This is a genomic window from Ochrobactrum sp. XJ1 (assembly GCF_024701725.1).
GTDB classification, from domain to species: Bacteria; Pseudomonadota; Alphaproteobacteria; order Rhizobiales; family Rhizobiaceae; genus Brucella; species Brucella anthropi.
Genome location: NZ_VDGD01000003.1, coordinates 266433 through 290401, shown reverse-complemented (window position 1 = coordinate 290401; position 23969 = coordinate 266433). Strand labels below are relative to the sequence as shown.

Below are 23969 nucleotides of genomic sequence, written 5' to 3'. Positions count from 1 at the left end.
CTCGAACCCGCGACCTCCGGCGTGACAGGCCGGCACTCTAACCAACTGAGCTACACCCGCGCATTTCTCGGCAACCTTGCGGCTGCGTCGCACCGGCGTTTCCGTCCGGTGTGAGCGGTCGTTTAAGGGGTTCTCGAACAAGTGTCAAGCGCGTGTTTGGAGAAGAATTGCGATATTACAAAAATCATTCACAGGGCATTTCAATGCCCGTTCACGATCAGCAATTCTGGCTTGAGAAGAAGCAAAAACGGCGGTAGGCGCCACTTTCGTGTCAACGTTCAATCTAGTGATTTGTTGAGAGGAAAGTGGCGCGAGTGACGGGGCTCGAACCCGCGACCTCCGGCGTGACAGGCCGGCACTCTAACCAACTGAGCTACACCCGCGCATTTCTCGGCAACCTTTCGGTTGCGTCGCACCGGCGTTTCCGTCCGGTGTGAGCGGTCGTTTAAGGGGTTCTCGAACAAGTGTCAAGCAAGGGTCACGAAGAAAGAATAAGAATTTTCGATTTTGCTGCAGAACACCCGATTTCCGGGCTTTTTCAATGACATCAAACTTATCCACAAACCCGGCCCTGTACTCGAATCCAAACCAGCTTTCAGAATCATCCGCATCGCGATCACCGACAGCCCTCCCCGCAGCAAATAGTGATACGTCAATTGGTCGCTTGATTTCATACCAACCAGTTGGTATTGTATATCAAGGAGTACGATTATGGCACGCAAACAAAATCCAATGACCCGGTCCAACCTGCTTGATGCAGCATTAAGCGTTATTCGCACCAAGGGTTATGCCGCAACGACGGTCGATGACATCTGCAACAAAGCGTCCTTATCCAAAGGTGCTTTCTTTCATCATTTTTCCAGCAAGGAAGATCTGGCCGTTGCTGCCGCGAATTACTGGTCGGAAATGACCGGCGCGTTCTTTGCGGAAGCCACCTATCATGCTCCCGAAGACCCGCTTGAGCGCGTGCTGGCCTATGTCGAGTTGCGTAAGCAGCTGATTCAAGGCGAGTTGCCTGATTTCACCTGTCTCGTCGGCACCATGACACAGGAGGTCTACGAGACCAATTCCGTGATCCGCGATGCCTGCTGGGACAGCATTTCAAGCCATGCAGACACGCTTGTTCCGGATATCGCAGCCGCGATGGAACGCTATCCGGTTGCAGGTGAGTTCACCGCTGAAAGCCTGGCTCTGCATACGCAGGCGGTCATTCAAGGCGCTTTCATCATCGCCAAGGCAAGCGGTGATCCGCTGCGTGCGGTGGAAAGTGTCGACCATCTCAAGCGGTATATAAGCCTGCTCTTCAAACACCCCGCCAATACCCATTGAACAGAAAACCGACAAAGGGAGGAAACCATGCCCAGCACTATTCGCCTGCACCGTGTATTTGCCACCAAGCCGGAGAAGGTTTATCGCGCATTCGTCGAGCCGGATGCGGTGGCCAGCTGGTTGCCGCCATATGGCTTCACTTGCACCGTCTATGAACTGGACGCAAAGGTCGGCGGCAAACACAGAATGTCGTTCCGGAATTTCACAACCGGTCACAGCCATTCCTTTGGCGGCACATATGTGGAACTCGTTCCGGGAGAACGGCTGGTCTATACGGACAGTTTCGACGATCCGAACCTGCCCGGCGAAATGAAGGTCACGATAACCTTGAAAGCCGTTTCGGTCGGAACGGAATTCAACATCGAACAGCAGGGCGTCCCCGATATAATTCCGGCTGAAGCCTGTTATCTCGGCTGGCAGGAATGTCTGGACAAGCTGAAGAAGCTCGTCGAGCCTGAAATCAACCAGTAACGCTGTTTCGGCGATGACGCATGGCTTGTTGCCGACCGTGCGTCATCGATCCGATAATCCCTACACAGCCTGTGGCTGCCTCACCGAAGAGAGATGGCGAACCACAACCGGCACCAGCAGCAGCAGCCCCACGATCGACGAGTAAATCTCCGGCGCGACCAGAAGAATGGCTGCAAAAATCATCAGGACATTTTCCCACGCCTTGGTCCGCACCAGGAAGAAACCTGACAATGCGGCACCCAGAGCGGTGATACCTGTGGCGCAACCAAGGAACGCCACCAGGAAATCCGGCCAGTTGAAGTCCGATGTAACCAGCAGGAGTGACGGAGAGAAGACGAAGACAAACGGCACGAGCACCTTGCCGAGTCCGAGCCGGAAGGCCGTATTGCCTGTCTTGAACGGATCGGCGCCCGCCATACCTGCCGCCGCATAGGCGGCAAGCGCAACAGGCGGCGTGATATCCGCCAGCACCCCGTAATAAAAGACGAAGAAGTGAGCCACAATGGGCTCAACACCCAGCAGCCCCAGCGCGGGCGCGGCAATTGTCGCCATGATGATATAATTGGCTGTCGTCGGAATTCCACAGCCCATCAGAATGCAGACAATCCCCGTCATGACGAGCGTGAAAAGCAGCGTCAGTGTCTGCGGACCGAACCAGGCGGCAGGCAGAATGGTACCGAAATAGGTGGCAAGCTGGCCTGCAGTCGACGTCACGATATAGGAAATCTTGAAGCCAACGCCGGTAAGCGTCACCACGCCGACGATAATGCCGACGGTGGCCGCCGCAGCGCCAACGGCGAGTGCATATTTGGCGCCGTCGCGCAGTCCGTCAAAAATCTCGCCTATCGACATGCGCTTGCGCGGATTGAGCAATCCCACCGCAATACAGAGCGTAATGCCCCAGAACGCAGCCAGATAAGGCGTATAACCCGACAGCAGAACACCGATCAGCACGATCAGCGGAATAACGGTCGGCCAGTCGCGCTTGAATGCTTCCTTCAGGTCAGGCAGTTCTTCCTTCATCATGCCGCGCAAGCCGTTGCGCTTGGCTTCGAAATGAACCTGCATCAGAACGCCGAAAAAATGCATGAAGGCTGGCACGATGGCTGCCAGAATGATCGTCGTGTAAGGCAGGTTCAGAAATTCGATCATCAGGAACGCCGCAGCGCCCATGATCGGCGGCGTGATCTGCCCGCCTGTCGATGATGCCGATTCCACGGCAGCGGCAAAGTGGCGTTTATAACCGAGCCGGATCATCGCCGGGATCGTCAGCGAACCGACTGTCACCGTATTGGCGACCGATGAGCCCGAAATCATGCCGAACAAGGCGGAGCCAAAAATGGAGACCTTTGCCGGACCGCCTGCGAAACGGCCTGCTACCCAGGCCGCGCAGTCCAGAAACAGCTGACCGAGACCGATGCGGGTTGCAAAAACCCCAAACAGCACGAAATGGAAAACATAGGTCGCGACCACACCGAGCGCGATACCGTAGATACCTTGTGTCGTCAGATAAAGATGATCGACAAGCTGGCTGACCGTTGCACCGGGATGCACGAGAATGCCCGGCATATGCTGCCCATAGAGCGCATAGAGCATGAACAGGACCGATATGATCGGCAGTGGCCAGCCGACGGAGCGTCGCGTCGCTTCCAGAAGAACCAGAATGAGAAGGCCGCCGAGAACGACATCCGTGGTCGTCGGATTGCCGACGCGGAAAGCCAGATCGTCGAGCGGTATCATTGGAACGTGGGCGACGGACACGACCGCGATGATTGCCAGCGCCCAATCGATAATGGAAATGCCAAGCGGTCTCAGCCACGACGATGTGGTGGGCTTGTCGTATCCCTTGCGGGAAAACGGGAAAACAAGAAAGACGAGACCGAGTACGAAGGAAAGGTGAATACCGCGATGCACCATTTCCGACAGAAGGCCGAAACCCGCAGTGTAATAGTGGAAGATGGAAAGTGCGATCAGCAGCGCGCCAACGATGCGGGCTGCGAGCGGCCCCAGCGGGCGAAAACGAATCTCGGAGTCGAATTTCTCTTCTAGCTCGCGCGCCTTGGCTTCATCCAGTTCCATGGGCGACAGTTTCGCCTCTTGCTCGCTCACCATACTGGCCTCTCCATCCAGAGCGCAGCTGATCCACTTGAATCAAAAAACACTCTAATCGCTTGTTTTGAAATGCTTATATACCTGAAAGATGCTTTGTACCGGACTGGAAGCAAATGCACGGAGTTCCGGTGAAACTCCGTGCAACTTGTTCATCCGAACCGGAATGGTCGGCTTATTTCAGAACGCCTGCTTCCTTGTAGAAGCGTTCTGCGCCGGGATGTAGCGGAATGCCAAGGCTGGTCGTTGCCGTATCAAGCTTGATGAGCTTGCCCTTTGCGTGCCCGGCATCGAGTGCTTTTCGGCTGTCGTCGTTAAACAGGGTTTTGGTGATGTTGTAGACGAGTTCATCCGGTTGCTTGGCGCTCGTCACCCATTGAGCCGCGACAGCCAGAGTCTCGGTCTGACCGACATCCTTGTAGGTATCGGCAGGAACAGCATCCTTCGAGAAGAACGAGTATTTCTCAAGAATCTTCTGCGCTTCTGGACCGGAAATCGGAACCAGCGATATGCCGTTCGATGTGGCAAGCTCCGAGATTGCGCCGGTCGGATAGCCGCCAACGAAGAAATAGGCATCGAGCGCGCCGTCCTTCAGACGCTCTCCTGCAGGTCCCGGCTTCAGATGTTCAGCCTTGATGTCGCTTTCGCTCAATCCATACGCTTCCAACACGATGCGGGCATCAACGATCGTACCCGATCCCGGTTCATCGATGGAAACGCGTTTTCCCTTGAGATCGGTAACGGATTTGATTCCTGCATCCTTGCGGGCGACCAGATGAATGGTTTCGGGGTAGAGCGTAGCAATCAGGCGCAGATCTTCGACCTTGCCCTTGCCGTCATAAAGACCGGTGCCGGTATGCGCCCAGTAAGCCACGTCCGACTGGGTGAAGCCGGATTCCAGCGATCCGGACTGAATAGCGTTGATATTGGCGACCGAACCGTTCGATGAAACCGCCGTCGCCACCAGACCGGGAACGCCTTTATCCCCTGCCCCGGAAATCGCGTTGGCGATCAAGCCACCGATCGGATAATAGGTGCCCGCTGTTCCTCCGGTGCCTATACGAAAGAAGGCGGGAGCCTGTGCAAGAGCGATGCTGGCTCCGACAGCCACAATTCCTGCAAATGCAGCAACCACACCGCGCCGGGTGAACTTTCCCATTGTCATATCTGCTCTCCGTTCCCAGAATAATTTTGTTCAAATTGTGTCGCCGAGCATGGAAAGCTGGGCGCGGCTTGTCAAGCGTCCAGTCCGCCATTGGCCAGACCTGCTGAATTTTGATATAACCTCAAAGCTCGAAGCGGTATTCTATAAAATTTAAAACCTCGATAAACAAGAAATAACAAGATTTATAAAACTACAATATGATAAATCATCGAGTAATTTAAATAAAAATCAAAAACTATACATATTTGCTTGTAACACCACGTAAATACCGTCAGAAATCGAATTCCAACTCCATAAACGACTTGAAAGCGCAGAATTTGTCGCTATCTTGGCTTCATGGCGTGTGCTGCGTGCGCCCAGGGATTACCCTGAATACGGAGACTGTTTTTAACCGTTTCTGTCAGGGAGCTGCCATGGCTGGTCGCATTCAAAATACTATACGCAATTTTCTTGATAGTGAGTCGTCAGGCGGCCTGCTGCTTATAGCTTCTGCGGCAGCGGCATTGCTGGTGGCGAACTCGCAGTTTTCAGAAGCTTATTTTGGCGCCCTTCATGCCTATCTCGGACCGCTTTCTGTCCAGCACTGGGTGAATGACGCGCTGATGGCAGTGTTCTTCCTCATGGTCGGGCTGGAGATCAAGCGCGAGATGGTTGACGGCCACCTTTCGTCATGGCCACGCCGCATTCTGCCCGGTGCAGCAGCAGCGGCAGGCATGGCAGTGCCGGCGCTCGTCTACCTTGCCTTCAATCTCAATAACGGTGCTGCCCATGGTTGGGCGATCCCGGCTGCGACCGATATCGCGTTCGCGCTCGGTGTTATTTCCTTGCTGGGGCCAAGAGTTCCGACATCGCTGAAGGTGTTTCTTGCAGCTCTTGCCATCATTGACGACCTCGGCGCAGTGATTGTCATCGGATTGTTTTATACAACCGGCGTTTCACTGATGGACCTTGGTTTGGCTGCAGCAGTCGTCGCTGCCCTGGTAGCCTTGAACCTGAGCGGCGTTAAGCGTCTGACACCTTATCTTCTGCTGGGCCTCGTGCTGTGGTTCTTCACCTATCGCTCGGGCGTTCACGCGACCATTGCAGGCGTTTTGCTTGCGCTGACCATTCCGATCAAGCGCACCCCCGCGAAGCCTGAAGCGACCGTCTCCGAAAGCCCGTTGCATCTGCTCGAGCATAGCCTCATCAAGCCGGTTTCGTTCATCATCGTGCCCATATTCGGTTTCGCCAATGCAGGCGTCAGCTTCTCCGGTCTCGGCATGGAAGCCTTCTTCGCACCGGTGACGATGGGTGTTGCCGCCGGTCTGGCCATCGGCAAGCTTGTCGGCATATTTGGCGCGGTGTTGCTGCTGGTGAAAACCGGAATCGTCGGCCTGCCCTCCGGGGCAAGCTGGCCGCAAATGCTGGGAACGACGCTTCTGTGCGGTATCGGCTTCACGATGAGCCTCTTCATCTCGCTTCTCGCTTTCGATGACGTGTTGCTGCAGAACGAAGCGAAAATCGGGATATTGATTGGCTCGCTCGTTGCCGGTCTCGCCGGGTTCATCGTGTTGCGTTTTTCAAAACGTGCCGATGGGCGGAATTTCAGCCAGTAAGTCGGATACAAACAATGCCCGGATGCTGAGCATCCGGGCATTGTTTCATCACTCCACCTGAACTTATCGAGGGTCTGCTATCCTCGTTTCGCGTTGAGCGTTTCGTCGGATGGCTTCCAGATTCTATAGCGGATTTCAAAGCCATCTTTCGCATAGATGACGATCGGAAGCCGGCTGTTGTAGCGGAGCATGAAGTTCTCGCCCCGAACCGGCACGAAATCGGTCCGCTTGCTGTCCTCCGGACAAGCCATGAGCGTGCCCGACATGCGGTCGCTTGCCGCCAGAGTGAAATAGTCAAAGCCCCAGCCCTCGACGGTGCTCGGCGTTAAACTTCCACCAAACCAGCTGATATTGCAGTCCACGGTTGCGTTGCGGCCCGCGATAATTTCAACCTTGGCATCCTGTTCTTTCTCCAGTGGCGGAAGATGGATGACATAACGGTAAGAGCCCGACGGTGCTGCCGGGAAAGCTTCGAGATTCCGTTCAGATTCGGTCTTGTCCTGAGCGCTCGCGCCATTTGGAACGCCGAAGCTGACGGCGACCAGCGCTGTCAGTAAGAAATGTCTGACCTTCATGTTCATGCTCTCATCTGTTGCAGGTTTTATTGCGCTTATTCAGCCAAACCACCGGTTCCGGTGGCGGTTGCGCTATCAAATAAGAGGAAGACGATCGGCGTGCCCGGCTCGCATGAGGCATCGGTACGCCTGGCACCGACTTTGCCCGCCACGGGCGCGGAATATTCAGCCACGACTTCCCCAAATGAATTTCTCTGACTAGCCACTTTTTGTCCCGCTTGCACCTGCTCATTGAGTTCAACGTGATGTTCGATAAACCCGCCATGTGTCGTCAGAACCGGCGCCATTCCATCCGCAGCGAAGAGACCGGAATCCTTGCTGGTTTTGCCTATATTGCCTTCAATGACCTTATGGTGTTTGAGAACATTCATGGTGCCTTCGACAAAAAGGGCAATCATCGCATGATCGAAGATACGCGGTCGGCCTATTTCTGGCGTGAAGGCTGGAATACCCTCATCGATCAGTGCATTTGCGAGAAGGCCGTGGGCGCCGAAATTGTCGAAAATCTGCTCTATCGGATAAAGCTCAGCCATCGCCCGAACTTCCGGCAGGTCCATTCGCGCCAGATGAAATGAGGCCATATCCATACCGGTGGCTGCGGTATGAAAATCGATCCCGTAGTCGAGATTGGGTCGCAGCAGGTGATTGAACACCAGCCAAGCGTGGCGTGCCGCCGCTTCCGGTGCGTTCTCGTTACCCGGAAACAGCCGGTTGATATCGATAAGGTCAATCCCGCGTCCTGAACTCGGCCATCGCCTTGCCATTGCTTCAAGCGCCGGGCGAGACAGATCGAAGACAGCGACAACAGAGCCGGACATTTTTTGCGGGTCGAGCTGATTCACGATGGTGTGCAATGTGTGCACCGGGCTCATTTCGTCGCCGTGCACGCCACTGATCAATCCGATCCGCTTGCCGGGCGACTTGCCCCTCATCACCGTGACCGAAACATGCCAATGCTGGCCCGTCGGCATCTGCACGCCCTGGAAATAGAAATTGTGCCGCTTGCCCGCTTCCAGATCGGAAATATCGAGAAAGGAAATCACGCGCTTACCGTCTATGACATCACCGGTATAGATCGTGCCTGAGCCCTTGCCGTCGGTATCCGGTTTTGCATCACCCGTCTGGGCCTGTGCCTGCCCGGATGCGAGCGCAACGGACCCTGCTGCCGCAATGGATGCGAGCATGAAATCGCGCCGGTCGATGCTCTGTGATTTTGTCTCGGTCATTCAGTTCCCCAGTATCGGACAATAGGTCGAAGACTCCGTGAGGCTTCACTCATGTACTGTTTCAGATGCGGTATCCTTTTTCTCATCCGTTTGCCGTCCGAGACGCTCGCTCAGACGCTGGATGACGAAGTAGAGACCGGGGGTGAGAATCAACCCAATCGTAGTCGCGGCAAGCATTCCGCCGAAGATCGTCACACCGACAGCCTGACGTGCACCGGCGCCCGCGCCCGAAGACAGGATAAGGGGAAGAATACCAAGGATGAACGATACGGCCGTCATCATGACGGCGCGGAAACGCTGCTCGGCTCCTGTACGGGCCGCTTCTGCGGCTGTCAGGCCGGCCTCGCGTTTTTCCTTGGCGAACTCCACGATCAGGATCGCATTCTTTGCCGCCAGCCCGATCAGCAACACCATCGCGATCTGGACATAGAGGCTGTTCTGCAGTCCGAAGAATGTAAGAGCGGCAACAGCCCCGAGCAGCGCAGCACCCAGCGAAAGGATAACCACCGCTGGCAATGCCCAGCTTTCATATTGGGCAACAAGGAAGAGATAGGCGAAGAGAAAGGCAAGCGCGAAGACGATTACCTCCTGACCGCTGCTTCTGCTTTCCTGGAAAGACAGTCCCGACCACTCGTAACCATAGCCATCCGGGAGAGCTTCCGAAGCGACTTGCTCCATGGCCGCCATGGCCTGCCCGCTACTGGAACCGGGAGCCGGGACAGCATTCACCTGCGCCGAAACCGAGAGGTTGTAGCGGGTGATGACGAAAGGCGCCAATACCGTGGTCAACGACACCACGCTCCGCAATGGCACCATGGTTCCGTTCCGGCTCCTGACGTGGAGTTTCAGAATATCCTCGCTATGCGCGCGGAAATCGGAATCGGCCTGAAGATTGACCTGAAACACACGGCCATTCAGCGTGAAATCATTGACATAGCGCGAGCCGAAATTCGCACCGATAGAGGCGTAAATATCCGACACACTAAGGCCAAGGGCTTCCGCGCGGGCCCGATCCACATCGACATAGATCTGCGGCACATTCGCGTTGAACGTGGTTGCCGCACCACCGATTTCCGGTCGCCGGTTGAAGTAACCGAGCAAAGCGCTGGTCACCTGCGCTATTTCCTGCGGAGGCTGGCCCTGCAAGGCCTGCAGACGGAAATCAAGACCGCCAACAGCACCGATGCCCGCAATTGCAGGCGGTGCAAATACCGAGATATTTGCGCCCGGCACCTGCGAGAACTGCGCGCGCAAGGTGTTGATGATGTTGTTGAGCTGCAGCGCCTCCGTCTCACGATCTTCCCATGGGGTAAGGGCGGCAACCGCCATGGCGCCGTTGGGCGTGCTGGTCGACTGCAGGATGCTGAACCCGGCAACCGTTATGACATCCTGAACGCCTTCGGTCTCGCTCAGAACCTTACGCACATTTTCGACAATCAGGTTTGTGCGGTCGAGCGAGGCCGCACTTGGCAGCTGGATGTCGACAAAGAGCGCGCCCTGATCCTCGTCGGGCAAAAACGTCGCGGGAAGATTGACGAAAACGAAATAGGCCAACGCGAAACAGGCGACGATGCCGGCAACCGGCACTATCCAATATTTCACCAGAAAGCCGACGATCTTGCCGTAGCCGTTGCGGGTTTTCTCCATGAAGCTTGAAAACCAGGCCAGAGGGCCGCGCTTGTAGCCCCCCTGACCGCGCTTGAGCAAAAGCGCTGCAAGTGCCGGACTGAGCGTCAGGGCCACGAATGACGAAAGGATCAGCGCCGACGAGATCGTGACTGCGAATTGCCGGTAGAGCTGCCCGCCAATGCCTTCCAGAAACGCCGTGGGCGTGACCACCGCCAGCAGAACAAGCGTTGTGGAAATGATCGGCCCGGTGATCTGGTGCATCGCCTTGCGCGTGGCCTCGATGACCGAAATATCGGGCGTATCATCCAGCACGTGCTTGACGTTTTCCACGACCAGAATTGCGTCGTCCACCACAAGCCCGATGGCGAGGACAAGCGCCAGCAGGGAAATCATGTTCAGCGAATAGCCAACGGCGAGCAGCACCGCGACCGCACCCAGCATCGAGGCCGGAATGGCAAGCGCTGAAATGAGCGTCGCCCGCCAGTCCTGCAGAAAGATGAATGTAACCACGAGCACGATCACGAAAGCTTCGAACAATGTTCGCGCAGTCAGTTGCAGGCTGGCCTCGACAAACCGGGTCGCATCGTAGACGACATGATATTGCAGTCCCGAAGGAAATCTGGAAGACAGACGTTCAAGCTCTGCCTGCACGGCAGTCGCGGTCTGGATCGCATTGGCATCGGGCGACTGGTTGATCTGCAGCATGGCCGACTCATGACCGGCAAAACTTGCGCGCGACGCATAGTTACGTGCGCCAAGTTCAAGACGTGCAATGTCGCGCAGAAACACTTTTGCTCCGTCCGCCCCGGTGCGGATAACAATGCCTCCAAATTCATCCGTATCGCGAAGCCGCCCTTGTGCCACCAGCGTATATTGTAGTTCGGTGCCCACCCGCATCGGCGGCGCGCCCGCCTGCCCCAGCGTTGCCTGAATATTCTGACGCTGGATCGCCGCCGACACTTCATCGACGGTTATGCCCAGCGCATCCATTCTTTGCGGGTTGAGCCAGACGCGCATCGAATATTCGGATGCGCCCACAACACTCGCTTCGCCGACGCCGGGCACGCGCGAGATTGCATCGACAATTGTAGTCGTGGTGAAATTGGTGATCTCAAGCGCGTTGAGGCTATCGTCCGGCGAATAGAATGCAATGCCCAGCACGAAATCGGGCGAACGGGAACGGACCGACACGCCTTGCTGTGCCACTGCCGCGGGCAGTCGGGAAATCGCCAGTTGCGCCCGGTTTTGAACATTGATCTGCGCCAGTTCGGGATCAGTCCCGACTTCAAAAGTGACCGACAGCGAATACTGCCCGGCGTTGGAGCTGGTCGATGACATATACATCATGCCATCCACGCCATTGATTGCCGTTTCCAGCGGGCCACCGACAACATCGGCAATTACCTCCGCACTCGCACCGGGATAGACTGCCGATACGTTCACTGTCGGCGGCGTAATCTGCGGATATTGCTGGATGGGCAATGAAAAGATCGCAATCGCACCGGCGATGGAAATGATGATCGAGATGACGATTGCGAGGCGGGTTCGTCGTATGAAGACTTCAGAAATCATTGCCCCACCCCTGCAGTACCGGAGATCGGATCACGCGGGGATACGGCCTGCCCATCGGCGATGCGTTGCAAGCCCTCGACGACAATCGTTTCACCAGCCTTGAGGCCATCTGTAACCGACCAGCCATTGTCGATACGCGTGCCGGTCACGATCGCACGCCGGGAAACCGTATTACCCTCGTTGAGAACATAGACATATTTGCCCTGCCGGTCCTGCAACACGGAAGACATGGGAACTATCGGCAACTCACCAACCGTTTCATCCAGCAGATTGACGGCAACCACCTGCCCCGGAACCAGAATATGGTTGGGATTAGCGAACAGGGCGCGCACCGCCACTGTGCCGGTCTGCGTGCTCACTTCATTGTCGATGAACTGGATGTTTCCCCGCTCGCCATATTGCGTACCGTTGGCCAGCATCAAAGTCAGCTTGAAGCTTTCGGGATTGACCGTCCCGCCTCCTGCTTCCTTCTGGCGAATAGCGATCAGAGCGCGGTCCGTGATCGAAAACACAACACGCACGGGATCAAGCTGCACAATGCGGGCGAGCGGTCCCATGCCCGGGCCAACGAGGTTGCCGACGGTAAAGAGCGAGCGCCCTATTGTCCCGTTGATTGGTGATCTGACCTGCGTATAGGAGAGATTGAGCCGCGCATTGTTGAGCGCAGCTTCTGCGTTCCGCACATCCGCAGTCGCGATATCAAACGCTGCCTGTGCATCGTCGAGGGAAGCTTGCGAAGCGGTGTTGCGGTTGGCGAGCGTCCGCGTTCGCGACAATGATTGCCGCGCGGCATTCTGGGCAGCTTCGGCACGTGCAACCTGTGCCTCAGCAGACATAACTGCCGCCTGCATCTGGTCTGGCTCAATTTCAAAGAGGAGATCGCCTGCCTTGACCGCAGCCCCCTGTTCGAACGTCTTTTCCTTCAGGAAACCGGTGATCCGCGCCTGAATATCAACAGCTTCAATCGCCTCGACCTGCCCGTTGAAACGAAGCGGTGCGGTCGCAGGTGCCAGTTCCACCTGGCGCACGATCACGGGAGGCGCCGCGCCAGTTGGAGCTTGCTGAGCCAGACTTGGCTGCAGAAGCAAAGGCGACAACACGGCTACAAAGGCAGCGTTCACAGAACGACGAACGAGAGTCTTCTTCAATTGCGTGTCCTCCCTCCGGTCGGAAATCGACCGATCACTCACGCATTTCGGGTACTCAAGGCTATTCCGATATAGGCGACACCAGCGATCAGCAGTGCAATTCCCGCAATCGATCCTGATGGCAGGTCACGCGTCCAGGGCCATTTTACCACCAGTGCCGCGCTGGCAGTCCAGGCGATCAGGCCGGAAAGCGTAAACCACCACCAGCCGCTTGCCGGTTTGATTTTCCAGGATAGCGCCAGCTGAAGGAAACCATGTACAAACACCACGATGGCAATCAACAGCGTGATGGCAAGAGCACCCTTGAGCGGGTTCAGATAGATCATGATCCCGCCGACAAGCTCCACTGCTCCGGACAGTTCCTGCCAGACAAAGCCCGCCCAGCTTTTGACCCAGAGCGACTGGATTATCTTGACGACGCCGATAGCCACAAGGACGAGGCCAAACATCGTGCTGGCTGCGAATTCAGAGAACACAGGCAAGAACAGGCAAAGTATTCCGCCCGCCATAAGCAAAGCGCCGATCCCGAGAAAACCTTTCCATTTTCTCTGTTCGACAGTTTTGCGTTCCAATACCTGCAGTTGCTGAACGTCCATTATAGACCCCTCTATGTTAAAAGGGATGCGTTACTGCGAATGCGAAAGTATGTGCATGTTTCGATATAATAGTACAGCCCGAAGGCAACAAATTTAGTGGGCTACCGACCAATCGCCATCTTCCAGTTTCAACCAGCTTGTAGACGTGATGCTGGAACGCAAGCAGAGTTGCGCTACCAGCCCTTCGACCAGACGATCGTCTTCCTTGCCGGCGAATAGCGTCGCCTCGACCTCGACTTCATCGCTGCCTTCTATGTGGTGGCTTCGGATCGCGTGGAACCGGAGCTTCTTCAGATCTAGTGTCTGGATTAGCAACGCCCTCACAGAAATCTCGCTTTCCGCAGGACATCGGAACTTCACAAGATAGAATTGTTCGATTTCCGGCTCGACAAAGGAATAGCGGTTCACGAGAACCGCAATTTTTGGCAGCGAAACATTGAGGCAGACAATGAAAAATGCCGTCTCCACGGCAAGAAGCCACAGTCCATAACCGGTAAGAACGCCAACTGCCCCCGTGCTCCAGATCGTAGCTGCAGTACTCAGTCCCTTGATGCTTGCGCCATCCTTGATAATCAGCCCGGCACCGAGAAAGCCAATCCCCGTAACGACTTGCGAGCCCATTCTGAGATCGCCTTCAAGTCCAAGAGCGTAGGGTAGAGAAGCATAGGCTGCCGCGCCCAGCGCCACGAGGCCATGTGTGGCGAGACCGGAATGACGTTGTTTGATCTGACGTTCCAGCCCGATTGCAGAACCGAGCAGGAGTGCCAGACCGAGATTGACCATGATGGATGGGATTACGACGTCCGGCATGCAGTCCTCTTTATGCCTCGGACGACCAGGCGAGAAATCGCGCGGAAGCCACAAAGCTGAAAGCGATCACGATATTTTAATTGGCGTTACACTTGAGTGACGCAACCAAAGCCATTGTAGTAAACAGATGGCAGTATAGACATTATTTGGGGAGGTTAGGAAGTCTTCTCACATCAGCCTCATCATATTTTATTATAGTACTTGAATTATTTCATCTAAAGTAGTTTCATCAGTAAATTCCGTACGCATTCTTTCCTACATCGACTGAGGGGTCAGATAGCATGGGTTTGCTTGGAATACTGCTCGGACTAGCTCTACTCATGTGGTTTGCCTATCGCGGCTGGAGTGTGCTTCTGCTTTCTCCTGTAGCAGCACTGCTCGCCGCGCTCATTTCCGGTGAACCTCTTCTGGCGAACTGGACATCGACCTTCATGGGCGGGACGGCCAGTTTCGTCGGCCGATGGTTTCCACTCTTTCTGCTCGGTGGCATTTTTGGAAAGTTGATGGACGATAGCGGCTCCATCACGTCCATCGCGAAGTATCTGACTGAGAAACTGGGCGTAAAACGCACCATGCTTTCCGTCGTGCTTGCATCGGCAGTCGTCACCTATGGTGGTGTCAGCGTGTTTGTCGCCTTTTTCGTGCTGGTTCCCATGGCACGTGAAATGTTCAAGGCGGCCAATATTCCTGCGCGGCTGATGCCAGCCGCCATCGGGCTTGGTGCTTTTACTTTCACCATGTCGGCAATGCCGGGCACGCCCTCCACGAACAATGCTATTCCGATGCCCTATTTTGAAACCACGACCTTTGCGGCACCGGGGCTTGGGATCATCGCATCCATCATCACACTGGCCTTCGGCATGTGGTGGCTGCAGCGCGCCGAAGCTAAGGCGCGGGCCGCAGGCGAAAACTATGTCGACGACACTGGCGATCTCGAAATCACAGAGAAAGTTAGAGAACAATCAACATTGTCGGGCGATTTCGATCCGGCCGAATTCGAACACGGCGCACGTCCCGACAATCAGCCGCCGTTTTTCTTTGCGGTTCTGCCCCTGCTTGTGGTCATCGTCGTCAATTTCCTGATGGCGCTCATCATCCTGCCCCGTATCGATTTCTCGTTTCTGGAACAGGAACCATGGGGAATCGATGTTGGCTCCTCGATCGGCCTGTGGGCAGTTCTGATCGCACTGGCAGCGGCTATCCTGACCCTGATAGCAGTCAATTTCGGGCGACTGCGGGCAATCCGGGAAAGCCTCGACGCAGGCGCCAACTCCTCAGTTCTGCCGATCCTCACCATTGCAAGCCTCGTCGGCTTTGGCGCAGTCGTGGCGGCAATGCCTGCTTTTGCGGTGGTTCGCGACGCAGTGCTTGAAGTACCGGGCGGCCCGCTTGTGTCGCTGGTCGTCGCCATGAACGCGCTCGCAGCCCTCACCGGAACGGCATCCGGCGGCATGGCCATCGCGCTCAATGCGCTGGGTGAAGAGTATATGCGGCTCGCGATCCAGTACGGGATCAATCCAGAACTCATGCACCGCCTGACCGTCATCAGCGCCGGTACGCTGGATGCGCTGCCGCATAATGGAACGGTGCTGCTACTTCTACAGATCAGCAAACAGACCCACGCATCGAGCTATTTCGACATGGTCATGACCGTGATTGTCGGTGTGATCATCTCGCTCGTCGCGGTTTTCGTGCTGGGATCAATGTTTGGTTCCTTCTGAGCATGGCCATTGTTGTTGAAAGGAAGTTGAAATGAAAAGGACTTCTCTCCTGATTGCCGTCCTGCTCTCCTTGATGGCGAGCCCTGCATTCGCGCATCTCAATCCCGCAGAGCACGGTTCGTTCGCCGCAGGGTTTACACATCCCCTCTCCGGTGCCGATCACATACTTGCAATGGTTGCCGTCGGTCTTTGGGCTTCAATGCTTGGTGGACGCGCACTCGTCGTCGTTCCCTTGAGCTTTGTCGGTGTCATGCTTCTGGGATTCGTGGCAGCGCTTGGCGGAGTATCACTCCCCTATGTCGAACCGGTCATCCTTGCGTCAGTGATAGTGCTTGGCCTCCTTGTCGCCATGGCATTCCGCGCATCGACCCTGACGGCGGCACTTATCGTCGGCTTCTTTGCATTCTTCCATGGCTATGCTCATGGCGGAGAAATCGGCAGCGCTGCGTTTCTTTCCTATGGCGCCGGGTTTGCTCTTGCGACGGCATTGCTCCACGCGGCAGGCATTGGTGTCGGTCTTGCAGCAGGTCGCCTGCTGCAGGGGCGCACGGGACAGATAGTGATGCGAATAGCTGGCGGCTTTGCTACCCTGAGCGGACTCTACCTTATGGCCGGGTGATGTGAGCATCATCTTGCTGGATCATTCGAAGAGACACGCTGAAGCTGATATTGAACATGATGGGTCAGTGCCGGAAATGCCTATGCATTCTCCGGCGCTGCCTATGCTGCATCTCATGCGGCTTGTCAGTCCCAGCCAGCCAGTTGGCGCGTTTTCCTATTCGCGCGGCCTCGAATGGGCCGTGCATACGGGAACAGTGACGAACGAGGAAAGTTGTGCCGGGTGGGTTTTCGGCCTTCTTGAACACAGTTACGCTGCGCTTGATGGCGCGATTTTCTGGCGCATGATTTCGGCTTTGATGCGAAACGATGACGCCGAATTCTGCCGCCTGAATGACTGGCTTGGAGCAAGTCGCGAAAGCAGCGAACTTGAGCTTGAAGATCGCCGCATGGGCGAATCCCTGCTCACTCTACTGTCGGAACTTGGTGTCGAACGGGCCCGTAGTTTCGCTTCGGAACAGCGAGCCACCTATCCCGCAGCTTTCTCCATTGCAGCATGTCACTGGAATATCGAGCCTGTCGATGCGCTGCGCGGTCTCATGTGGAGTGTGGTTGAAAGCCAGATCATGGCTGCAATCCGTCTCGTCCCGCTTGGCCATACGGCGGGCCAGAGGATACTTATCGCCGGAGCAGCGAAGATTGAACGGGCCGTCGAAAAGGCCCGGACGCTGAATGACGACGAAATCGGTAATACGGCTCCCGCGCTGGCCATGGCCAGTGCCTGGCACGAGACACAATATAGCCGCCTATTCCGGTCGTGAGTGAAGCGTTTCACGGTATCGCTTGAGATTGTCCTCTGCCGAAGTCGCATCAGCCGGCGCGACCGGCACCAGCGCCTTGAAAGCATACTGACCGATCAGCATGACCCAGGTGACGAGCACGAATGTCGAGGTCAGCACCGGCATTCCGATCGGCTTCAGGAATATGGCGACCGAAGCCCAAAGCCATGTCGCCACGATGGCGCCGAAGATTGCGTAAAGAAAACTGCTCCAGCTGAAAACAAGGAAGAAACCGCCGAGCGCAATTGCCGTCAGAGCCGCGTTATAACCGAAGAGCCCATCGCGAATGGCGCCTTCCGGACCACCGAAGGCGGCGGCAACCACAGCTCCGGTTACGGCTCCCAGAAGCCCCATCAATGCGCTTACTCGCGAATGGATCGCGATACCGGCAAGGATGATGTAACCGGTGATCCAGTTATCCTGAAAAAATATCTGCCCGATGGCAGTGCCGATGCCCATGTACCAGGTCGGAAGCACATAAGGGACGGCGTAGGAAAACTGTTCCGGCGAAACCGGCTTTGCCATCGGACCGGCATCTATGGCGTCGAACTTGAGTATCGCGAACAGAAAGAGCCAGCCGACGAGTACGAATGGCATTGTCAGGGGTGCCACCTTGTGCGGCCCTAGCAGTGTGGCGATACTGGCGAAAGCCATGGTGGAGAAAGCAGCGCCACAGATGAGATAGATCGTCATGGCAGGCGACGGCAGGGCGCCACTGCGGAAATCCGCACTGGTAAACGCAATCAGCGCAAGGGCGACCAGAGCGCCGTTGAACCCGAACAAGCCATCCCGGACCAGCCCCTTGTCAGCCTTGAGGATGATTGCCGTCAGCGTGCTGGCAACAACGCCAAGCACGCAGATGAAAGCATAAATCCAGGAATTGACCAGAATGGCGAACAAAATGACCAGCCCCGACAGAGGATTGTTCTGGAACACCACCTGCCCGATACCGCGCAGCGTCCAATCAACAAACCCCAGAGAAGGGTGATCCTGCAAGGCATTGAGCTGCATGGATTTATTCCCCGTCCTTCGTGATCTATTTTCCGCTGACTAGAGCATTTTCTGTTTTGATTGAATCACCGGAAAAACTCTATCTCTTTGTTTTTACGTATGTCTCCCGAAACCGGTTCCCACTTTCGGGAGACATGCTCTAAAACAGAAAATAACGCTGCGCCATCGGCAGAACGTCAGCCGGTTCGCACGTGATCAATTCACCGTCCACCCGCACCTGATAGCTCTGCGGATCAACCTCCAGTTTGGGTGTAAGCCCGTTATGGATCATGTCCTTCTTGCGGATCGTCCGGATGCCCTTCACCGCAACCAGTTGCTTGCTGAGTTTCAGTTTCTCGCCGATGCCGTCATCCAGCGCCGCTTTCGAGACGAAGGTGACGCCGGTGGAACCAAGCGCCCGGCCCAATACCCCATACATTGGCCGATAATGAACCGGCTGGGGCGTCGAGATCGATGCGTTTGGGTCGCCCATCGGTGCAATCGCAATCATGCCACCGATCATGACGAGGCTCGGTTTCACGCCGAAGAATTCCGGCTTCCACAATACCAGATCGGCCCGTTTTCCGACTTCGATTGAGCCGATCTCATGGGCAAACCCGTGTGTGATTGCGGGATTGATCGTATATTTGGCGACATAACGTTTGGCGCGGAAATTGTCATTCCGGCTGCTGTCCTGGCTCAGCGGACCTCGCTGCACCTTCATCTTGTGGGCAGTTTGCCAGCAACGCAGCGTCGTTTCACCGATACGGCCCATGGCTTGAGAATCCGACGACATCATCGAAAACACGCCCAGATCATGGAGAATGTCTTCGGCGGCGATGGTTTCGCGCCGGATGCGGGATTCCGCGAATGCCACGTCCTCGGGGATTTTCGGACTGAGATGGTGACAGACCATCAGCATATCGAGATGTTCATCGACCGTGTTGATGGTGTAGGGGCGGGTCGGATTGGTTGAGGACGGCAGGATATTTTCTTCGCCCGCCGCTGTGATGATATCCGGCGCATGGCCGCCACCGGCCCCTTCCGTATGGAAACTGTGGATGGTTCGGCCTTTCATGGCAGCAAAGGTATCCTTGACGAACCCGCTCTCGTTCAGCGTATCCGTATGGATAGCGACCTGAATGTCTTCCTCATCGGCAACGTTCAGGCAATTATCGATGGCGGCTGGCGTGGTTCCCCAGTCCTCATGCAGCTTCAGGCCGACAGCACCGGCTCTGATCTGCTCGCGAAGCGGTTCCGGCTTGCTTGCATTGCCTTTGCCGAGCAGTCCCACATTGATTGGAAGCGCTTCGACAGCCTCAAGCATGCGATGGATAGCCCATGGCCCCGGTGTAACCGTGGTTGCTAGCGTGCCGACCGTCGGCCCCGTTCCGCCGCCAACCAAAGTCGTTGTACCGCTAGCCAGAGCTTCTTCGGCCTGTTGCGGCGCAATGAAGTGAATATGGGTGTCGATACCGCCAGCGGTGAGAATCTTGCCTTCGCCTGCAATGACGTCGGTCGCAGGTCCGACGATAATGTCGACGCCGGGCTGAATATCGGGATTACCGGCCTTGCCGATCCCTGAGATACGACCTTCCTTGATGCCGACATCAGCTTTGATGATGCCCCAATAGTCGAGAATGATGACATTGGTGATGACCAGATCGGCGGTTTCGGACGAGGGTCGTTGCCCCTGCCCCATACCGTCGCGAATGACCTTGCCGCCGCCGAAGGTTACTTCTTCGCCGTAGATGCAGCGATCTTCCTCGACCTCGATGATGAGCTCTGTATCGGCCAGACGCAAACGGTCACCCTTGGTCGGGCCATACAGTTCGGCATAGGCCTGTCTTGAGATCCTTCCCATCTGTCCCTCCTAGAGTTTTCCGTCGATTTTTGCGTTGAAGCCATAGACTTCCCGGTTGCCATCCAGCGCCACCAGTTCGACTTCTCGGTCCTGTCCCGGCTCGAACCGCACCGCAGTACCGGCCGGAATATTGAGCCGGAAACCTCTCGTCCGCTCCCGGTCGAAGGCTAGCGCCTCGTTCGTTTCATAGAAATGATAATGCGATCCAACCTGTATCGGCCTGTCGCCCGTGTTCTCCACGGCGATGGTGCGCGTTTCGCGACCATTGTTGAGGTCGATCGACCCGTCTTCGATGAAATATTCACCCGGTATCATGATCGTCTCCTGAGACGCATCCCGAAAGACGTGAAACGTTTCGGACAAGATGCGCATAAAAACAAAAACTCAGAGCGTTTCCGAAGATTTAGGGAATGCTCTACGGAATTGGGTTGTGAACGGTCACAAGCTTGGTGCCGTCAGGAAAGGTGGCTTCCACCTGAATGTCGTGGATCATTTCAGGCACACCCTCCATCACCTCATCGCGGGTGAGAAGCGTGGCACCGTAGGACATGAGTTCCGCAACTGTCTTGCCGTCACGGGCCCCCTCCAGAATTTCGGCGGAGATGTAAGCCACGACTTCCGGGTAGTTAAGTTTCACCCCTCGGGCTCTCCGTCGCTCCGCAACCAATGCTGCGGTGAAGATCAGAAGTTTGTCCTTTTCACGTGGCAATAGTTCCATTTGTAGGCCCTCTCCAAAGTGAGTTATGTTGCCCAGATGCGTGGCGCAGCTGCCGGTTTCCCCAGTCCGGTTTCGCGCAGAACTTCCCAGGCTTTTCGAAACAGTGTCTTGGCTTCCGACATGCGCCCGCCGAGATAGCGACAGACGATCACCCGCTCGAGCCGCGACACCGAGAACAGATTTCTGGCTGCATCGCCGACCGCTTCGCGAATAGCGTGAAGCGCGCTTTCATCTGCCGGACCGGCATAAACCATCGTCGCGACAATCGGTTTTGCGCAGAAGGCAAAAGCGGCATTCAGCGCCGGGTCGGCGCCATGAAGGCGAAACTGCTCGAACCAGATCGGCTTGCCATCCCTGAATATTTCGATCCTTTGACGGACTTCGCCAGTGTCGAAACTTTCCTGACAGGCCGGCCGTCCAAGACTGATAATGTCCCACCCCAGATAGACCGCATCTCCACTCAGGAATACTTTCGTGCCTATGGAAGCCTTTGCGCCACCAAAAACGATTGTTTCCTGCGGGAGATATTCGCATATGCCGCCCTCACCCACATCGATCCTGGTCGTCTGGGTACTCTGGCCCCTCTCGCTGCGATAGAATTTGGTAGCGCCGGGCGTCGTTAGAACGGTTCTGGCGCCACGTCCTAAAAAACAAGAAATATCAAGGACATCGTCACCAGCCACGCCACCGGGTGGATGAAGAAGATAGACGTGCGCACTGCCATCCTTTTCAGGATAGAACGGTTGTTGCACCGCAAGTGGCCCCACATGGCGTCGCCGCATGAGCCGCGTCACTTCGCGATTATGCTCGAACCGCAGTTCAAGCTCGGCATGCCAACCCGTGCTCATCGACGATTGCCACCTCTATGTTCTCAGGGAACTACGATGCGTTATCGATACCGAACAATAAAACCAAGGCAGGATGAAATATTCAGGCAGATTAACTCGCTGGATCACTATAGACAAGTTCAATTATAGACTTGAGTGATGCACCATCAACTTGTTCAGTCGTGAGCCGCACAAGAAGCTTAACCTAGTTTATCATTGAGGGTCCACTGTCACGGTGTGGTGCCCCTACCGTGAACCCAGGCGATCGATCACACGTGCAGGCAGATGAAGGGCCAGCGAGGCCTGTTCGAATGTACCCTGCCCGGCGGCGATGAAAGTATCATCCATGCCTGCATATTCATCTGTAATAAGTCGGCGCAGCAGATAGCCCGAACCCAGAAACTTGATCAGCGTGTTCGAGCTGGCAAACAGACTATGACCACCGCTATCAACCTGAGAAATATCAAGAACCTGAATATTCTTGTTCTGCAGGAAAGCTATATCAAAGCCGCTACCGACCCGCGGCGCCCCACCTGCCAGTCTGCGCGAGATATCGAGAGCCCGATCACGCCGGGATACGACAATCGTGAAAGGCTGAGGCAAATAGTCGATATCATCAATCTGGCTGCGGAAAAGATCGGGATCGAGATCGGGAGCCGCAAGCAGCACACCCTTGATGCGCTTCAACACGTTAAGGCGTTTATCTGCAGACAATGTCCGCAAGGCTTCCATAACGACGACAGCGCCCATCGAATGGCCGACAATGACGATGCCGTTGGCTTTTGTCTGTGCTGCAAGTTCGAGTGTTTCAGCCAGTCCCCTACGCGCGATGATCGCACTGTCGCGATCATAGAGATATCGCGTAAATGCCGCAGCGGACGCCCATGAAAAATGAACAGGCACCGAGGAGACATCATAGTCGTGGACAATCTGCGCATTGCGGAAAAGTCCCTCGGCAAAGTTGTTGTTATAGCCGTGGACGAAAACGAATATCTCACGCTGTGCCGCCGGGCGGCTTGCAAGACGCCGGTTCAACTCCTGGATCATGGCTTGTCGATCAGGCAACGGTGCATAGTTTGAGGCTATGAAATTCCTTCGGGGATCAGGTTTGCCCGACGCAGTCTCTACATTTCCCGGACGGTGCTTTTCCGGGATGTGCACGTCAATTGTCGAGAAGTTCAGTACTTCAGACCTGTCGCGCGAATAGGCGATACTGGGGTCGTCTATTCGCTCGCGTACGGTCGCAACCGTAAACGGAACCACCACTTTGGAAAGGGTCTGGTCAGACACATCCATTCCCAGACCAGTGACAGCCCTGTTTCCAGCGCACCCCACTGCGACAAGCAGAACAAATGCGAGGATGAAAATCTGCTTCAAATCATGCCCTCGCTCGATAATCGAGGCAAAACGGCCACGTTGTCGCGATGGTCTCGCATTGTCGCTTCTCAGGCAACGCCATATTATGAGGTTTTTGGCAACGCTCCTTCGAGCGCTTCCTTGAGACGCTGTTCCTGTTCTAGAGACAAGGACGTTTTCAGGACCCTGCCGCGCAGGTCAGGGAAATCGGCCATGACCCTATCCCACTGGATTTTGCGCAGGAGAACGAACAAGGCGGACGAGTTCTCCGGGATGGTTTCGCCAAGAGACACGATGAACTTGTCATCGATGCCGTAATCGGCGAGCGAGCCCGACAAGGCTCCGGCGCCTGCCCCGACTGCGCCACCAAGCGCCATCCCGGCAAGCGGATTGAGGAAAATAAGCCCTACCAGTCCGCCCCAGATCGCTCCGGAAAGCAGCCCCGATCCAGCGCCCATGGCGGGCAGATTATATTTCTGCTTGAGATGAACCTTGCCCTGTTCATCCCTGACAACAATCACGGCGTCCTCAAGATCGACGAGATATTCCTTCTGAAGCTGATTGAGCTTCAAAAGAACAGCATCCGCCTCTCCTACCGTATCAAATCCAATAACAACCAGTTCTGACACAACCGTGCTCCTTTTCCTCGACAAGCCTGAAATGAAGACATCTCATGGATCAGCGACGCCATCTCACCGTGCGAACATTGGTAATTCTGCCGTCTCTGGCCCGAACCGTTACATCGTAAGTTCTACGAGACCGATCAGCCCGATACAGAAAATGACTCCCGCGGCAATCGAGTGCGCGAACATTGCGGAAACCGCGCATTCTCAACAATCGGACACCTTCGGAACACCGTATCCTGTGTCCG

The 23969-nt window shown here is 55.8% G+C and carries 21 protein-coding genes and 2 tRNA genes (1 of these 23 only partly in view); 6 read left to right on the top strand and 17 right to left on the bottom strand.

Annotated features, from left to right (window positions below):
• Together FG152_RS06920 and FG152_RS06915 are read right to left on the bottom strand one after the other, a co-directional pair.
• Positions 1 to 60 (bottom strand) — tRNA-Asp (locus tag FG152_RS06920) (it extends 117 nt beyond the left edge of the window).
• Between the two features lie 246 nt (positions 61 to 306).
• Positions 307 to 383: transfer RNA gene (locus FG152_RS06915), tRNA-Asp, on the bottom strand.
• 328 nt (positions 384 to 711) lie between these two features.
• Between FG152_RS06915 and FG152_RS06910 the strand changes: the two genes are divergently transcribed.
• Both FG152_RS06910 and FG152_RS06905 read left to right on the top strand, forming a co-directional pair.
• The gene (locus FG152_RS06910; RefSeq protein WP_012092263.1) at positions 712 to 1329 is read left to right on the top strand and encodes a TetR/AcrR family transcriptional regulator; all 618 of its coding nucleotides are present in this window, start codon (positions 712 to 714) and stop codon (positions 1327 to 1329) included.
• A 27-nt stretch (positions 1330 to 1356) separates the two neighbouring features.
• On the top strand, positions 1357 to 1800 hold the full coding sequence (locus FG152_RS06905; RefSeq protein WP_498985587.1) for an SRPBCC family protein: 444 nt from the start codon (positions 1357 to 1359) through the stop codon (positions 1798 to 1800).
• 60 nt (positions 1801 to 1860) lie between these two features.
• Here FG152_RS06905 and FG152_RS06900 read toward each other — a convergent pair whose 3' ends face one another.
• Both FG152_RS06900 and FG152_RS06895 read right to left on the bottom strand, forming a co-directional pair.
• On the bottom strand, positions 1861 to 3912 hold the full coding sequence (locus FG152_RS06900; protein ID WP_036586861.1) for a TRAP transporter permease: 2052 nt from the start codon (positions 3910 to 3912) through the stop codon (positions 1861 to 1863).
• Positions 3913 to 4084: 172 nt separating this feature from the next.
• Complete coding sequence (locus FG152_RS06895; RefSeq protein WP_036586862.1) at positions 4085 to 5074, bottom strand: TAXI family TRAP transporter solute-binding subunit; 990 nt, start codon at positions 5072 to 5074, stop codon at positions 4085 to 4087.
• A 413-nt stretch (positions 5075 to 5487) separates the two neighbouring features.
• Between FG152_RS06895 and nhaA the strand changes: the two genes are divergently transcribed.
• Positions 5488 to 6669 (top strand): Na+/H+ antiporter NhaA, encoded by a 1182-nt coding sequence (gene nhaA, locus FG152_RS06890; protein WP_498985582.1) that lies wholly within the window; start codon positions 5488 to 5490, stop codon positions 6667 to 6669.
• 77 nt (positions 6670 to 6746) lie between these two features.
• On the opposite strand, the gene eco is transcribed toward nhaA, so the two are convergent.
• The 6 genes from eco to FG152_RS06860 form a co-directional block, all read right to left on the bottom strand.
• Positions 6747 to 7244: a serine protease inhibitor ecotin gene (gene eco / locus FG152_RS06885; protein ID WP_231771373.1), complete on the bottom strand. Its 498-nt coding sequence runs from the start codon at positions 7242 to 7244 to the stop codon at positions 6747 to 6749.
• Between the two features lie 35 nt (positions 7245 to 7279).
• Positions 7280 to 8470, bottom strand: coding sequence for a succinylglutamate desuccinylase/aspartoacylase family protein (locus FG152_RS06880; RefSeq protein ID WP_498985578.1), 1191 nt, complete (start codon positions 8468 to 8470; stop codon positions 7280 to 7282).
• A 45-nt stretch (positions 8471 to 8515) separates the two neighbouring features.
• A complete protein-coding gene (locus tag FG152_RS06875; RefSeq protein WP_029925029.1) occupies positions 8516 to 11671 on the bottom strand; it encodes an efflux RND transporter permease subunit in 3156 nt (1051 codons plus the stop codon).
• Positions 11668 to 12819: an efflux RND transporter periplasmic adaptor subunit gene (locus tag FG152_RS06870; RefSeq protein WP_036586866.1), complete on the bottom strand. Its 1152-nt coding sequence runs from the start codon at positions 12817 to 12819 to the stop codon at positions 11668 to 11670. The genes FG152_RS06875 and FG152_RS06870 overlap by 4 nt, the downstream gene beginning before the upstream one ends.
• 38 nt (positions 12820 to 12857) lie before the next feature.
• Positions 12858 to 13415, bottom strand: a complete 558-nt coding sequence (locus FG152_RS06865; protein ID WP_010661160.1) for an HdeD family acid-resistance protein — start codon at positions 13413 to 13415, stop codon at positions 12858 to 12860.
• A gap of 93 nt (positions 13416 to 13508) precedes the next feature.
• Positions 13509 to 14225: an MgtC/SapB family protein gene (locus FG152_RS06860; RefSeq protein WP_010661159.1), complete on the bottom strand. Its 717-nt coding sequence runs from the start codon at positions 14223 to 14225 to the stop codon at positions 13509 to 13511.
• Positions 14226 to 14506: 281 nt separating this feature from the next.
• Between FG152_RS06860 and FG152_RS06855 the strand changes: the two genes are divergently transcribed.
• The 3 genes from FG152_RS06855 to FG152_RS06845 all read left to right on the top strand — a co-directional run bounded on the left by FG152_RS06855 (position 14507) and on the right by FG152_RS06845 (position 17325).
• Entirely contained in the window at positions 14507 to 15946 is a 1440-nt protein-coding gene (locus tag FG152_RS06855) for a GntP family permease (protein WP_010661158.1), read from the top strand.
• Positions 15947 to 15977: 31 nt separating this feature from the next.
• Complete coding sequence (locus tag FG152_RS06850; RefSeq protein WP_010661157.1) at positions 15978 to 16565, top strand: HupE/UreJ family protein; 588 nt, start codon at positions 15978 to 15980, stop codon at positions 16563 to 16565.
• Between the two features lie 76 nt (positions 16566 to 16641).
• Positions 16642 to 17325: an urease accessory protein UreF gene (locus tag FG152_RS06845; protein WP_247644257.1), complete on the top strand. Its 684-nt coding sequence runs from the start codon at positions 16642 to 16644 to the stop codon at positions 17323 to 17325.
• On the opposite strand, the gene FG152_RS06840 is transcribed toward FG152_RS06845, so the two are convergent.
• From FG152_RS06840 to FG152_RS06810, 7 genes are all read right to left on the bottom strand, one after another.
• Positions 17311 to 18354 carry an urea transporter gene (locus FG152_RS06840; RefSeq protein WP_036586868.1) on the bottom strand — a complete coding sequence of 348 codons (1044 nt, stop codon included), beginning with the start codon at positions 18352 to 18354 and terminating at the stop codon, positions 17311 to 17313. The genes FG152_RS06845 and FG152_RS06840 overlap by 15 nt on opposite strands.
• 139 nt (positions 18355 to 18493) lie before the next feature.
• Positions 18494 to 20197 (bottom strand): urease subunit alpha, encoded by a 1704-nt coding sequence (gene ureC, locus FG152_RS06835; protein WP_036583749.1) that lies wholly within the window; start codon positions 20195 to 20197, stop codon positions 18494 to 18496.
• A 9-nt stretch (positions 20198 to 20206) separates the two neighbouring features.
• On the bottom strand, positions 20207 to 20512 hold the full coding sequence (locus tag FG152_RS06830; protein ID WP_010661153.1) for an urease subunit beta: 306 nt from the start codon (positions 20510 to 20512) through the stop codon (positions 20207 to 20209).
• Positions 20513 to 20612: 100 nt separating this feature from the next.
• Positions 20613 to 20915 (bottom strand): urease subunit gamma, encoded by a 303-nt coding sequence (ureA, locus tag FG152_RS06825; protein WP_010661152.1) that lies wholly within the window; start codon positions 20913 to 20915, stop codon positions 20613 to 20615.
• Positions 20916 to 20938: 23 nt separating this feature from the next.
• Positions 20939 to 21763, bottom strand: a complete 825-nt coding sequence (locus FG152_RS06820) for an urease accessory protein UreD (RefSeq protein WP_010661151.1) — start codon at positions 21761 to 21763, stop codon at positions 20939 to 20941.
• Positions 21764 to 21988: 225 nt separating this feature from the next.
• Positions 21989 to 23038 carry an alpha/beta hydrolase gene (locus tag FG152_RS06815; protein ID WP_155243319.1) on the bottom strand — a complete coding sequence of 350 codons (1050 nt, stop codon included), beginning with the start codon at positions 23036 to 23038 and terminating at the stop codon, positions 21989 to 21991.
• 164 nt (positions 23039 to 23202) lie between these two features.
• Positions 23203 to 23727: a DUF1269 domain-containing protein gene (locus FG152_RS06810; protein WP_036583755.1), complete on the bottom strand. Its 525-nt coding sequence runs from the start codon at positions 23725 to 23727 to the stop codon at positions 23203 to 23205.
• Positions 23728 to 23969 lie beyond the last annotated feature (242 nt).

Excerpts from the sequence above, each read along its gene's own strand:
- FG152_RS06910 (WP_012092263.1), top strand. The coding sequence starts at position 712 with ATGGCACGCAAACAAAATCCAATGACCCGGTCCAACCTGCTTGATGCA.
- FG152_RS06905 (WP_498985587.1), top strand. The coding sequence starts at position 1,357 with ATGCCCAGCACTATTCGCCTGCACCGTGTATTTGCCACCAAGCCGGAG.
- FG152_RS06900 (WP_036586861.1), bottom strand. The coding sequence starts at position 3,912 with ATGGTGAGCGAGCAAGAGGCGAAACTGTCGCCCATGGAACTGGATGAA.
- FG152_RS06895 (WP_036586862.1), bottom strand. The coding sequence starts at position 5,074 with ATGACAATGGGAAAGTTCACCCGGCGCGGTGTGGTTGCTGCATTTGCA.
- nhaA (WP_498985582.1), top strand. The coding sequence starts at position 5,488 with ATGGCTGGTCGCATTCAAAATACTATACGCAATTTTCTTGATAGTGAG.
- eco (WP_231771373.1), bottom strand. The coding sequence starts at position 7,244 with ATGAAGGTCAGACATTTCTTACTGACAGCGCTGGTCGCCGTCAGCTTC.
- FG152_RS06880 (WP_498985578.1), bottom strand. The coding sequence starts at position 8,470 with ATGACCGAGACAAAATCACAGAGCATCGACCGGCGCGATTTCATGCTC.
- FG152_RS06875 (WP_029925029.1), bottom strand. The coding sequence starts at position 11,671 with ATGATTTCTGAAGTCTTCATACGACGAACCCGCCTCGCAATCGTCATC.
- FG152_RS06865 (WP_010661160.1), bottom strand. The coding sequence starts at position 13,415 with ATGGACGTTCAGCAACTGCAGGTATTGGAACGCAAAACTGTCGAACAG.
- FG152_RS06860 (WP_010661159.1), bottom strand. The coding sequence starts at position 14,225 with ATGCCGGACGTCGTAATCCCATCCATCATGGTCAATCTCGGTCTGGCA.
- FG152_RS06855 (WP_010661158.1), top strand. The coding sequence starts at position 14,507 with ATGGGTTTGCTTGGAATACTGCTCGGACTAGCTCTACTCATGTGGTTT.
- FG152_RS06850 (WP_010661157.1), top strand. The coding sequence starts at position 15,978 with ATGAAAAGGACTTCTCTCCTGATTGCCGTCCTGCTCTCCTTGATGGCG.
- FG152_RS06845 (WP_247644257.1), top strand. The coding sequence starts at position 16,642 with ATGCCTATGCATTCTCCGGCGCTGCCTATGCTGCATCTCATGCGGCTT.
- FG152_RS06840 (WP_036586868.1), bottom strand. The coding sequence starts at position 18,354 with ATGCAGCTCAATGCCTTGCAGGATCACCCTTCTCTGGGGTTTGTTGAT.
- ureC (WP_036583749.1), bottom strand. The coding sequence starts at position 20,197 with ATGGGAAGGATCTCAAGACAGGCCTATGCCGAACTGTATGGCCCGACC.
- FG152_RS06830 (WP_010661153.1), bottom strand. The coding sequence starts at position 20,512 with ATGATACCGGGTGAATATTTCATCGAAGACGGGTCGATCGACCTCAAC.
- ureA (WP_010661152.1), bottom strand. The coding sequence starts at position 20,915 with ATGGAACTATTGCCACGTGAAAAGGACAAACTTCTGATCTTCACCGCA.
- FG152_RS06820 (WP_010661151.1), bottom strand. The coding sequence starts at position 21,763 with ATGAGCACGGGTTGGCATGCCGAGCTTGAACTGCGGTTCGAGCATAAT.
- FG152_RS06815 (WP_155243319.1), bottom strand. The coding sequence starts at position 23,038 with ATGGATGTGTCTGACCAGACCCTTTCCAAAGTGGTGGTTCCGTTTACG.